This is a genomic window from Cytobacillus sp. IB215316 (assembly GCF_033963865.1).
Taxonomy (GTDB): Bacteria; Bacillota; Bacilli; order Bacillales; family SM2101; genus Nanhaiella; species Nanhaiella sioensis.
Genome location: NZ_JAXBMC010000005.1, coordinates 63,620 through 77,189 on the forward strand (window position 1 = coordinate 63,620; position 13,570 = coordinate 77,189).

The 13,570-nt window shown below is 35.2% G+C and carries 9 protein-coding genes; 6 read left to right on the forward strand and 3 right to left on the reverse strand.

Features of this window, described 5'->3' with window-relative positions; genetic code table 11:
* The first annotated feature begins 534 nt into the window (after positions 1 to 534).
* From SLH48_RS10575 to hemY, 4 genes are all read left to right on the forward strand, one after another.
* Positions 535 to 2,676, forward strand: coding sequence for a PBP1A family penicillin-binding protein (locus tag SLH48_RS10575; RefSeq protein WP_320258123.1), 2,142 nt, complete (start codon positions 535 to 537; stop codon positions 2,674 to 2,676).
* A gap of 429 nt (positions 2,677 to 3,105) precedes the next feature.
* Positions 3,106 to 4,149 (forward strand): uroporphyrinogen decarboxylase, encoded by a 1,044-nt coding sequence (hemE, locus tag SLH48_RS10580; protein WP_214482416.1) that lies wholly within the window; start codon positions 3,106 to 3,108, stop codon positions 4,147 to 4,149.
* A gap of 51 nt (positions 4,150 to 4,200) precedes the next feature.
* Positions 4,201 to 5,142, forward strand: coding sequence for a ferrochelatase (gene hemH, locus SLH48_RS10585; RefSeq protein WP_320258254.1), 942 nt, complete (start codon positions 4,201 to 4,203; stop codon positions 5,140 to 5,142).
* 28 nt (positions 5,143 to 5,170) lie between these two features.
* Positions 5,171 to 6,601 (forward strand): protoporphyrinogen oxidase, encoded by a 1,431-nt coding sequence (gene hemY / locus SLH48_RS10590; RefSeq protein ID WP_320258255.1) that lies wholly within the window; start codon positions 5,171 to 5,173, stop codon positions 6,599 to 6,601.
* A 49-nt stretch (positions 6,602 to 6,650) separates the two neighbouring features.
* On the opposite strand, the gene SLH48_RS10595 is transcribed toward hemY, so the two are convergent.
* The 3 genes from SLH48_RS10595 to SLH48_RS10605 form a co-directional block, all read right to left on the reverse strand.
* Positions 6,651 to 8,209 (reverse strand): IS3 family transposase gene (locus SLH48_RS10595; RefSeq protein ID WP_320258124.1). Its coding sequence is split into 2 segments (ribosomal slippage): positions 6,651 to 7,567 and positions 7,567 to 8,209, totalling 1,560 coding nucleotides; the frame shifts between segments, so codons are not numbered across the junction.
* A 381-nt stretch (positions 8,210 to 8,590) separates the two neighbouring features.
* Positions 8,591 to 9,490 (reverse strand): DMT family transporter, encoded by a 900-nt coding sequence (locus SLH48_RS10600; RefSeq protein ID WP_320258125.1) that lies wholly within the window; start codon positions 9,488 to 9,490, stop codon positions 8,591 to 8,593.
* 45 nt (positions 9,491 to 9,535) lie between these two features.
* Positions 9,536 to 10,279, reverse strand: a complete 744-nt coding sequence (locus SLH48_RS10605; protein WP_320258126.1) for an arylamine N-acetyltransferase family protein — start codon at positions 10,277 to 10,279, stop codon at positions 9,536 to 9,538.
* A 437-nt stretch (positions 10,280 to 10,716) separates the two neighbouring features.
* Between SLH48_RS10605 and SLH48_RS10610 the strand changes: the two genes are divergently transcribed.
* Entirely contained in the window at positions 10,717 to 11,292 is a 576-nt protein-coding gene (locus SLH48_RS10610) for a helix-turn-helix domain-containing protein (RefSeq protein WP_320258127.1), read from the forward strand.
* Between the two features lie 65 nt (positions 11,293 to 11,357).
* Positions 11,358 to 13,562: a YhgE/Pip domain-containing protein gene (locus SLH48_RS10615; RefSeq protein ID WP_320258128.1), complete on the forward strand. Its 2,205-nt coding sequence runs from the start codon at positions 11,358 to 11,360 to the stop codon at positions 13,560 to 13,562.
* The last annotated feature ends 8 nt before the right edge of the window (positions 13,563 to 13,570 follow it).

The following is a 13,570-nucleotide window of genomic DNA, read 5'->3' on the forward strand; positions in this document are numbered from 1 at the left end:
GAAAAGCGAAGTCAATTTTAATATAAATTCTTCCAACACCCTGTGAGCAACGGTGAATATCGTCATCAGTGACTCCCCTCGACAAGTTTGGAGCATCAAGTCATGAAGGACTTTTTGTCTTTATAGATTGAAGCGAAACAACTCGAGAGGCTTGGAGATCGAGGTATATTAGTAACAATATCCTAGGACAAGTGGGTAAGTATAAATTGTGTCATGCAGGACAAAGCGCTTATTCTTAGGCTCTTTCCCCATTCATTGTTGTTTTGCGTATTAAGTTTCATACTTAACAACTAGATTTCCAGGTATCTTTTCTTGTTAAACGACATCTTGAACACAACAAAATTTACGAAAAGAGCTTTTAAGAATAACAACAAACTTTACAAAAAGAGCTTAATCTTTTTACATATTGTGAAACATTTACATGAATAATAATTAATAGTTGCATGAATGAATAATTCAATATAGTATAGCTGTACTGTCGAGGTCGCTATCAAGTTGTCAGTTTTATCATGCGTCATTTGGAGGTGATGTTACGTGCTTAAAGTGATTGGTAAAGCAAGTGTAATTATATTTTTTACTTTTTTTGTCGGATTAGTTGCATATTTATTTATAATATATGCTGGAGATTATGTAGTTGATGAAAAAAAGCTTGTGATGAACTCTGCTTCAACATTAGTAAGTGAGGAGGATGAGTTAATTGCAAAGCTTTTTATAGAGAACAGAGAATTGGTCTCTATCCAAGACATTCCTAAACATGTACAGCAGGCATTTATATCAGTGGAGGATGAACGTTTCTATAATCATCATGGAGTTGATTTAAGAGCCATTATGAGGGCATTATATAGAGATATTACTGAAGGAAAGAAGGTGGAGGGAGGAAGTACGATAACACAACAGCTCGCTAAAAACATCTTCCTTTCCAATGAAAAAACGTGGCTACGAAAAACAAAAGAAGTAATTATCGCCCTTAATTTAGAAAAAAAATATAGTAAACAAGAACTGCTAGAAATGTATTTGAACCAAATATATTTTGGGCACGGTGCTTATGGGATTGAAGCTGCTTCCCAATTATATTTTAACAAACATGTGTCTGAACTAACTGTAGAACAAGGAGCGTTATTAGCTGCGATACCAAAAGCTCCAACTAATTATTCCCCTATACTACAGCCAGAGAAAAGCTTTGATCGGAGAAATCTTGTTTTAAGTTTGATGGAAAGAAAAGGGTATATTACACCCGAGGATGCAGTTCGTTATCAAGGTAGAACGTTAGCGTTAGATATTAATCAAATGAATGAAAATATGTATTTATTATCTTATATAGATTTAGTAGTCAAGGAAGCGGAAGAAAGATATGGACTGACGAATAACGAATTATTAAAGGGTGGATACAAAATTACTGTGCCCTTAGATGCGACTGTACAACAAAAGGCTTATGAGTTCTTCCAAGACTCAAGTAATTTTGCTGGTACAGATGAAAATGTTGAAGGCGCTTTTGTCTTAATGGATAATAAAACAGGGGGGATCATTGCTTGTATTGGTGGTCGTAACTATGTACAAAAGGGCTTGAATCGTGCAATCGTAAAAAGGCAGCCTGGTTCTACATTTAAGCCCATAGTCGTATACGGTCCTGCACTTGAGAAAGAAGAATTTGATCCTTACTCATTATTAGTTGATCAACTGCTACAATATGGTGATTATGAACCGCATAATTACAACGATGTTTATAAAGATAAAATAACGATGTATGATGCTATTATTGAATCTGCAAATGCTCCTGCAGTATGGGCGTTAAATAACTTAGGTATCGATTATGGAAAAGAATATTTAGAAAAAGCTGGAATTCCTATAAAAGATAAAGGTCTTGCAATGGCACTTGGAGGATTAGAGGAAGGAGTTTCTCCTATTGATTTAACAAAAGTTTACCGCGCATTTGCTGAAGGTGGTAAAGTCATTGAACCTCACTTTATAACAAAAATAGAAGACCGTAATAATCGGGTGATTGGTAAATTTAATAAAGAAGAAAAACGTGTATTTTCTAAGCAAACAGCTTGGTATATGACTCGCATGCTAGAGGGGGTCGTTCGCGAAGGAACAGCACAAATGGGAAAATACTCAGGGGCTTTAGCTGGAAAAACTGGTTCGACATCGTACGAGCCAGTTGAAGATGCGACAAAAGATGCGTGGTTTGTAGGGTATACACCTACAGTTGTTGGCGCATTGTGGATGGGGTATGACAAGACAGATAAATCTCATTATTTAACAAAAGGTAGTAGTCAGCCAACCCTATTATTTAAAAAAATTATAGAAGAGACATCTGAAAGTAAACATTTAGCTTTTCAAATTCCTGAGCAAGTAAAGGATCTAGAACAACCAATCCGATTAAAAGAGATAAATGATTTATTTGCACAACTCTCTTTCAAACCATATGGTTTTTTTTCTGTAAATCTAGAATGGACACCTGCCGAGGATAAAAGAATCAAGTATCGAATTTATGAAAAGAAAAATAATAAAGCAACACTTATAGGTACGGTTACAGGAAAAGGAAACTTTGCTATTTCATCTGTCAATATTTTTTCGATACCTAATTATCAGGTCGTTCCTTATAATCCGATTACAGGTGAAGAGGGGAGTCCCTCTAATAATGTTAAGCCACAATTCTTTACATTTGATGAGTAATCATGTTATTTATGGTCAATTTATTGACATTTTCAAATGTTATATATACAAGTATAGTATAAACAGTTATAGTTAATAGTGTTTTTGTACAACGATATTTTCGCATTCTTTGTTATATTTTGCGTAGTAAGAAATCCAATCAATAAGATTTTGAGGATCTTTCCTTCTAAAAAAAGGAGAGAAATTACATTCATACTACGCCTAGGTGTCCTTTTTAAGTTAATATGATAACAAAATTTATGATGAGGGCTTGTATAAATAAAACGATAGACTTGGCTACAGCCAAGTCTTCATATTGAATAAAAGAAAACGTTCACAAGATATACATACTACTATCAGTGTATTGTTTTGTATAATAATATGTATCATTTGATTGGAAATAAGAGTTCTTATATGATATTTAGGTGGAATAATGAAAGGATGGGCTTTATGGCAAACAACACAATTATAAATGATACGTTTTTGAAGGCATGTAGAGGTGAAAAGACAGATTACGTGCCTGTTTGGTACATGCGTCAAGCAGGGCGCTCACAACCAGAATACAGAAAGATAAAAGAAAAATACTCGCTTTTTGACATTACTCATCAACCAGAACTTTGTGCTTATGTGACGAGACTTCCAGTTGAGCAATATAATGTTGATGCAGCAATTTTATATAAAGATATTATGACCCCTCTTCCGGCAATGGGGGTTGACGTAGAAATTAAATCAGGTATTGGACCAGTTATATCGAATCCGATACGTTCATTAAACGATGTTGAAAATCTAGGGAAAATAAATCCGGAAGCTGATGTACCATATGTTCTTGATACAATTAAATTATTGACTACAGAACAATTAAATGTACCACTAATTAGTTTTTCGGGAGCACCATTTACACTTGCTAGCTATATGATTGAGGGAGGTCCGTCGAAAAATTACAATAAGACGAAAGCCTTTATGTATGCAGAACCAACTGCTTGGTTTGCTTTAATGGACAAGTTAGGAGACATGGTTATTACATATGTAAAATCACAAATTAATGCAGGTGCTAGTGCGATACAAATATTTGATTCATGGGTTGGAGCATTAAATGTTGCAGATTATCGTTATTTTATTAAACCAATAATGAATCGAATTTTTTCAGAACTAAGTGAAGAGCAAGTTCCATTAATTATGTTTGGTGTTGGTGCAAGCCATTTAGCTAAAGAATGGCATGATTTACCGTTAAATGTTGTAGGTTTAGATTGGCGACTTCCGATAAAAGAAGCTAGGTCTATAGGTATTCATAAACCAGTACAAGGAAACCTTGACCCAGCAATTTTACTCGCACCGTGGGATGTCATTGAAGAACGAACTAAAGCAATATTAGATCAAGGTATGGAGTTACCTGGTTATATTTTTAATCTCGGTCATGGGGTATTTCCGGAAGTTCAACCCGAAACTTTAAAACGTCTTACTGCATTTATCCATGATTATTCATTAAACAAGTAACAAAGATGTAGAAGGGGTATATTGGCTTAGAGATTAAAAGGGGGCAATAAAATTATGAAGAAACAAATGGGTTTGCTCGTTATGGCCTATGGGACACCATACAATGAGGAAGATATAGAAAGATATTATACTCATATCCGACGTGGAAGAAAACCAACTATAGATATGCTTGAGGATCTTAGAGAACGATATCAAGCAATTGGTGGAATTTCTCCACTCGCTAAAATTACCCAAGAACAAGCAGCTAAGCTTGCTTCACATTTAAATGATATTCAGCAGGAGATAGAATTTAAACCTTATCTTGGCTTAAAGCATATTGAGCCATTTGTTGAAGATGCTGTGAAACAAATGAAAGACGACGGAATTGAAGAAGCAGTTAGCATTGTTTTAGCGCCGCACTTTTCAACTTTCAGTGTTAAATCTTATAATGGTAGGGCTAAGGAAGCTGCTGATAAACTAGGTGGACCAAACATTCATGCAATTGAAAGTTGGTATGATGAGCCTAAATTTGTCAATTATTGGGTGGAAAAGGTGACAGAAACTTATCATAAAATGTCTGATGAGCAACGGAATAATGCTGTACTTATAGTATCAGCTCATAGTTTACCTGAAAAAATCCTTGCTAATGGTGACCCTTACTTGCAGCAATTACAGCAAACAGCTGATTTAATTTCAACGAATGCGGAGATTTCTGACTATGTAATCGGCTGGCAGAGTGCTGGTAATACGCCTGAACCGTGGTTAGGACCAGACGTACAAGATTTAACTAGACAGCTGTATAAAGAACAAGGGTATAAGACATTCGTATATATACCTGTTGGGTTTGTCTCCGATCATTTGGAAGTATTATATGATAATGACATTGAATGTAAAATGGTTACTGATGAATTGAATGCAACATACTACCGTCCTGAAATGCCAAATACGAACTCAGATTTCATAGATGCAATGGCTTCAGTTGTGTTAAAAGAATTAGATAATAAAAAACTATAATAAAGAAGGCGATGTGCAAGTGAGTAATGTGAAGAGAAGGACTGTCGTAATTGGTGGTGGTATCACTGGAGTAACAACAGCATATTACTTGCAAAAGGAAGCAAGAGAGAAAGGGATTTCTTTAGCATGTACGTTAATAGAATCCTCCAATCATCTGGGAGGAAAGATTCAAACAGCCGAACGAGATGGCTTTGTTGTTGAGAAGGGACCAGATTCTTTTTTAGAAAGAAAGAGAAGTGCATCAAGACTTGCAACAGAGGTGGGACTAGGGGATAAACTAGTAAATAATTCTACCGGACAATCTTTTGTACAAGTAAAAGGGAACTTACACCCGATGCCAGGCGGCTCCATTATGGGAATTCCTACACAAATTGCTCCATTTGTTACAACAGGGCTGTTTTCGCCATTCGGTAAAATTAGAGCAGCAGCTGATTTTGTATTACCTAAATCAAAAGTAGTTGGTGATCAATCATTAGGACAGTTTTTCCGCAGACGTTTAGGTGATGAAGTTGTAGAAAATTTAATAGAGCCATTACTGTCAGGTATATATGCAGGTGATATCGACAAACTGAGCTTATTATCAACTTTTCCGCAATTTTATCAAGTTGAACAAAAGCATGGTAGTTTAATAGTCGGAATGAAGAGTATGACACCGCGAAAAGCGAAAAATGCTGAAAAGGGTAAAGCAAAAGGAATGTTCTTAACTGTTTCAACTGGTTTACAATCATTAGTTGAAGCAGTTGAGGAGAAGTTAGATACTGGTTCAGTATTAAAGAACACAAGTGTGATCAAGTTAGAAAAGGTAAATGATGAATATATCGTTCATTTAAGTAATGGTGAGCAAATAATAGCTGATACGGTTGTTCTTACAACACCACATGAAATTACCCAAAACATTCTTGCTGATTATTCGTTTTTTGACCAATTTAAGAATATGCCATCAACTTCAGTTGCTACAGTTGCACTTGCATTTCCGCAGTCGGCAATCAACAAAGACATAGATGGTACAGGGTTTGTTGTTTCAAGAAATAGTGATTATACCATCACTGCATGTACTTGGACACATAAGAAATGGCCACATACAACACCAAAAGGAAAAATCCTGTTACGGTGCTATGTAGGTAGAGCTGGAGATGAAGCAATTGTTGATCAAACGGATGACGAGATCATAAAGGTTGTTTTGGAAGACTTAAATAAAACAATGAATATTACTAGCGATCCAGAGTTTTCTATTATAACTCGATGGAAAAAATCAATGCCTCAATACACTGTTGGGCATAAAGAACGAGTGGAGAATGTGAAGGAAGTAATGGAGAAGGAATTACCCGGCGTATTTTTAGCAGGAAGCTCGTTCGAAGGCTTAGGTATCCCAGATTGTATAGATCAAGGAGAAGAGGCAGTTAAGAAAGTTTTAGAATATATCCAAACGCATTCAAAAGAACTAGTAGAGGTTAACTAATTATGAACTGCCCCCTGTCTAGTAGACAGCGGAAATAATAAAAAGTCACTTAAGCGGCTTTAGCTCTATATTCCATAGGGCTAAGGCCATTTAATCGTTTTTGGTACCTATCGTAATTATAAAAATGTATATAGTCTTCTATGGCTTGAGATAATTCTTCAAAGTTCTCATATTTATTTAAATAATACTTCTCACATTTTAGTGCTCCCCAAAAAGATTCCATCGGTCCATTATCAATGCATCGACCTACTCGCGACATACTTTGTGTCATCTTAGCGGCATCTATTTTTCGTTTAAACCCTTTAGATGTGTACTGAAATCCTCGGTCACTATGTATTAGTGGATAATCCCCGTTCAGTTGGTCTATCGCTCGGTCAAGAGTATTAAACACAAGAAGGTTATTATTCGAATTCCCTAAAACATAACTAATAATTGAGCCATCATATAGATCGAGAATAGCACTTAAATAAGCTTTCTTTGATACTCCATATTTAAATTCCGTTACGTCCGTTACCCATTTTTCATTCGGTTTTTCTGCCGTGAATTCGCGATTTAACACATTTTCTGCGACATGTTGAGGAGTAGAGCTCTTATAAGAATTTTTCTTTCTTCGAATGACAGACTGTATGCAGGCTACCTTCATTAGTCTATAAATACGTTTGTAATTAAAGTTCTCTTCAAATTTCCGATTGATATTTAACGTCATTCGACGATATCCATATATCCCATCGACCTTCTTATGTAGAACCATCATTTCTTTAATAATCTCTTCGTTCTGAAGTTCTTGTGCCGAAGGCTTCCGTTTTAGCCACTTATAGTAAGCACCTCTTGTTATACCTGCCACTTCACAAAGCAATAGAATACTCAGGTCTTTGCTTTCATTAAGTTCCTGAATGGCAATATACTTGTCTTCATATCGAATGCAGCTTACTTTCGCCTCCTTTCGATTTCCTCTAACTTTTTTAAGAATAAATTTTCCGCACGTAAGCGCTCATTTTCTCTTTCTAGCTTTTTCATCTGGAGTTTAATCTTCTCTTCTGGAGTTAGCTTTACTTCTTCTTTCTTTTTTCCACGTTTATCTTTAAGTCCTTCATCTCCACCATTTTCATACTTCTTAACCCATTGGTACACCTGTTGATAAGAGACCTTGTAGGTCTCAGCTGTTGTTTGATAATCTTTGCCATTCCCTAAACAGTCCATTACAATTTGTATCCGTTCTTCCCAAGTCGTATCTCTTCTGTTAGTCATAGTCCTTGTCCTTCCTTGTTTCGTATCTTTTAATTCACTATGACTATTATACTTGTAAACCCATTTCTCAAGGACGGAACAACTTGAAATTTCATATTTACGAACAACCTCACGTTGAGAGTATTCCCCTGACAAATAATCTTTAACTGCAGCTTCCTTTAATTCTTTGGAGTAGTTTTTCCATGTTTTAGAGTCAATTAATCCATCAATTCCACTTTTCTCAAATCGCTCTACCCATTTATAAATAGTATTTTTAGGAATTTGGTACATTGTTGTTAGCTCTTTTAGAGTGAAGTTTTCGTTGTTATATGCCCTCACCACTTCATGTTTAAATTCAATAGAGAAAAATTTATTGGACATAAAAAAGCCCCCTTAAGGTAATCAGATTTTATTTTTTAATCTGTCTACCTTAAGGGGAGCATATCATTATAGTTAGCCTCTTTTTTTATATACATCCTCGATTCTATAGGTGTTAAACAAAGGCTGTTTTCGCATTGGTTGTTGCTTTTCGTTCTAAGGTTAAGCACGTATATATCTAGCGTTCGTGGCATCTTTTCTACTTTTATAATTATTGAATTCTCCTAAAACTCATCAAACTGTCCATTTTAGAAATAATAGCAACAAAGTTTATGAAAAGAGCCTAAACAGACGAAGTAGCTACATACTCGATTCACCGATGTTCAAGTTGCTTATTACCGATTAGGTATTGAGCTTTTCACTTTTCTTTTGTCTTTTTTTATTTTAAAAAAACCTTTTGAGATTAACTCTTTGTAGATGAACACCAACAACCCCTAAGATTATCAGTATTGAACCTATCAGGTGGTAGCTGTAAAATGGTTCATTCAAAATAAATACGCCTGCAATAATACTTACAATAGTAGCTAGATTCATAAATACACCTGCTTGAGAGGCTTTCATTCGAGCATAAGCGTAGTTTTTTAACATAGCTCCAAGTAGAGAAGATATTATAGCTAGATACAAAATTGAAAACAAAAAGCTTGTATTTAATAACATGGAGTAATCTATCCTTTCAGGTGACAAAAATAGGAGGATATTAAAAATAACCATACCAATACCCATCATCGCAAAGGTGATTTCCATAGCTGTGAATTGTTTAGCAATTTCTCTGATTAATACTGTGTATAGTGCCATTGAAAGGGCGGATAAAACGATGAGTGTGATACCAACAAGATTTCCATCAGTTTCAAGTCCTTTCATTAAAGTAATGTATGTTACTCCACCGACAGATAGCAAAATAGAAGTTTTTTGCGTAATGTTAGTTCGTTCCTTCAATAACACAGAAGCTAATATCATGACGATAATAGGAACAAGTGCTGTTATAACTCCCGCTTCACTTGAAGTTGTATACTTCATGCCATACGTTTGCAACAAAAATGCGAGTACTGGATGGATGGTTGAAAATAAAATAAGAGGAAGTATTGGTTTATTGTAATATTGAATTTTTACAGCTTTGCTTAAAACAAGGAGTGCGATTACTAGAAAAGCAATCGTAAATCTTATCGATAAAATATTTAATGGAGTAGTCATGCTTACGACATTTTTTAAAAATAAAAAACTAAGGCCACCCAATACAGCACCTATTACTCCAGCTAAAATAGGTACAGCAGGTTTATCGTTCATAATCAATTCCCCCTAAGGTCGATAATAAAGATCAAAGGTGTCCTATCAATTAATATCAAAATAGTAATTTAAGATCGTGTTAAATTCGCTTGTTGAGTAAGCTTGTTTTGACTTCTGATCATCATTAGTTATAATGATGTGCTCATCAGTTACCGTTACTCGGCCATTAGGGGTTGCAATTGTAACGATTGTCTGCTGTGTGAATTTAGATTGTGGATTAGTTTGATTCCAATGACATATCTCATTAAAGAAGTCATATTCTCTTGGTGTTTTGCTAAAGCGGAATTGTGTATTCCATTCATTATTCATGTGCTTTTGTAAATCAAAAAATATATCGTCAACAGCTTGTATGCGGTACTTTCCACTAATATCCTCAACAATTTCTCCGGTTAATAGTATTGGTGAACGGACTGTATCCCCGCAGCCCACATCTACCAAATAATCGCGTTCATTAATAGTTACTAAATTCGTTAAATGGCTATTTGCTTTATACCACTGATTTTTCCCAGTCGATATTGTTGCTGAAATCATCGTTACTTTGTAGTCGAGCTTCTCTAGTAGCCAATTAAATAAGCCATTTAATTCATAACAAAAGCCACCTCGTTCATTATTCACGATTTTATGATAGATATTAGTTAAATTAAGCTTTATGGGTACGCTGTTTATGACATCTAAATTTTCAAATGGAACTGTGTATAGGTGTTGTCGTTGTAAGCTTCTCAAGTCTTGTTCTTTTTCACCGGTGAGGGAGTGTATACCTATTCTTTGTAAATAATGATTCATGTTCATCTGTATTCCTCCTTTATTTACATTAGACTGTTTTCGTACAAATGGTGGTTTCCGTACGAAGCATACTACATGTAGTTAACAATGGTTTGTTATATCTATCTCGACTTTTTGAAAGCGAATGTGAACTGGATATAATGAACAACTTGCCTAATGCCTTAAATAGTAATGAAATGAGCCTTGCCTTAAGCATAACGTATAAACAATTGGAATAAATCGGTATTTATATTGAATGATTGCTACGAATTTAAGCCGATACGAAAAGGAACTTTCATACATCTACAGACTGAAGGTGTGAATACGTTTGCAGTTTTTAGAAAAAACTGTTTTTATAAAATTGATACCAAAAGTATTGATCAAGGTTTTGGCCTTGTGTTATAGTATTTTCATACTAAATGACTAAAATGTCCATTTGGTCAGTTGTGGAATGAGGTGTAGTAGTGGCTAAAGATCGAAAACAACTAATAATAGAAGCAGCGACAAAATCTTTTTCTCTGTTTGGGTATAAAGCAACAACAATGGATCAAGTCGCAAAGCTCGCTAACGTTGGGAAAGGTACGATATATACATTCTTTAAAAATAAAGAAGAGTTATTTGACGAAATAACATCTTCATTAATTGCCGAAATGAAAGAGGCTGCAGAAGAAGCAATTGATCCAACATTACGTTTCTACGAGAATGCGCACAGAGCTTTATACAAAATATTAGAATTTAGAAAGAGACATCAACTGATGATCAAGTTAATTGAAGAGGAAAATCAGATTGGTACACCTGCTGTTCAAGAAGCTATGGTTAAACTTGAAGATGCTATTATTGGATTTATTAAACAGAAAATCATCGTTGCAATAGATAAAAAAGAAATGAGAAATTGTGATCCAGAAATGACTGCATTTATTTTTTTGAAATTGTATATTGCATTAATTTTTGATTGGGAAAAAAATCACGAACCTTTAGGTAAGGAACAAATATTACACTTATTCGAGCTCTATTTCTTAGAGGGATTATCAATTAGATGATCCTTAAATTTTTCACCATTATTGACTAAATGAACAAAACAGTCAAATGTTACTAGGGGGATACTATGAGAGGAATATCATTGTTAATTCAAGAACTAAAAGCGATGGTAACGAACAAGAAACTCATTGTTCCAATCATTGTGTTAATGTTTATTCCGCTGTTATATAGTGGGATGTTTTTATGGGCTTTCTGGGATCCATACGATCAAATGGATCGCTTACCTGTAGCAGTTGTAAATCAAGATACTGGAACAGAGTATAATGATGAAGAACTGCACATAGGAGATGATCTAGTAGATCAATTAAAAGATAATGAAGGTTTTGGATGGGATTTTGTCGATAAAAATGTAGCTCAAGAAGGGTTAGACAATCTAGATTATTATATGATGGTTGAAATTCCAGCAGATTTTTCTGAGCGTGCTACAACATTGTTAGAAGATAACCCTACCAAACTAGAGCTTAAATATATACCGAATGAAAGTTATAACTTTCTTGCTGGACAAATTGGAGAATCTGCAATTGAAAAAATTAAAGCTGAGCTAGCGAATGAAATTAGTGCAACATTCGCAGAAAGCTTATTTGACAATGTTGATGAATTAGCAGATGGTTTAACAGAGGCTAGTGATGGTGCAAGTAAGATTGATGATGGAGTTACCGAGCTAAACGATGGTGCAATTACGTTGCAAGAAAATTTAGCAAGGCTAGCAAGCAATACAATTACATTTAAGGAAGGGTTACAAGCATCAAATAATGGTTCAAAAGAATTAGTTGATGGCGTAACAGCTTTAAAAGATGGATTTGAGGAAATGAAGACAGGCCAGGAAGAATTGTTAGCTGGAGCTTTTGAAGCTCAAACTGGTACAGAACAATTGTCAAATGGTTTGCAACAATCACTACAGGGAGTGGAAACAGCTCAGTCTTCTATTCCTCAATTAACAGATGGATCCTTACAGTTAAATGAAGGGACCCAACAGTTAATTGGATCAATAGAACAATGGAAGCAAGCAGCAGAACAAACTGCAGCTGGGTCAACCGAGTTGTCAAACGGTATTGAACAACTAAATGAAGTTATTCAACCAATGTTGGATTCGTTACCTGAAGAACAAAAGGAACAACTTAAAGTAACAATGGCGAGCTTAATAGATGGAAGTAAAGAAGTAAATGGTGGATTAGAACAGTTAACGGTTGCTGCTGACGAAATCAATGGTGGTGCAACAGTACTTTCAACAGAAATGAATAAGCTTCATCAAGGACAACTTGCGTTACAAACTGGAATAATCGAGTTGGCTGAAGGGCAACAGCTACTAGTTGATGGTGCTACTAAACTGTTAGATGGTCAAGATCAACTTGTAGGAGGGCTTCAATTATTCGGAGAAAAGATTACAGAGGCACAAGTAGGTACTGGCAATTTACTAGACGGTAGTAATAAATTATCAGCTGGTATAGATGAATTAGCAACTGGCTCTTTGGCGCTAGAAGATGGAGCTAGTCAATTAGCAGATGGATCTATAGAATTAATTGATGGGTTTGGAGAGCTTTCTGACGGAACGAATGAACTTTCTACGAAATTAACTGATGCCTCCACAGAGACATCGGAAATATCAGGTAACGATGATATGTATAATATGTTCGCAGACCCAGTTACAGTCGAAGAAAAGAAAATGAATGAAGTACCAAACTATGGAACAGGGTTTGCGCCATACTTCTTAAGTTTAGGGTTGTTTGTGGGGGCATTGCTCTTGTCGATTGTATTTCCTTTACGTGAAACGGTCGCAGCCCCAAAAAATCCGTTTAGTTGGTTTATTAGTAAATTTGGAGTACTGGTTATAGTTGGTATAATTCAAGCGCTAATAGCCGATGCAGTGCTATTATATGGCTTAGGTCTTGAAGTGAAAAGTGTCCCATTATTTATCTTGTTTAGCATTCTAACTAGTGTCACCTTTATCACATTGATTCAGTTTTTAGTGACTTGCTTTAATGATCCAGGACGCTTCTTAGCAATAGTTATTTTAATTTTGCAATTAACAACTAGTGCCGGAACGTTCCCGTTAGAAGTAATTCCAGATGTATTACAACCGTTTAATACATTATTACCAATGACCTATACAGTTTCAGGGTTGAAGGCAGTAATATCAAGCGGTAATTATGGATTTATGTGGCAAAATGCAACAATCCTCTTAATGTTCATTGTATTGATGTCATTAGGAACGCTATTATATTTTGTAATGCAGTTTAAGCGTAAATATGGAGCAAATGCTGCACAATCATAATGAACAAA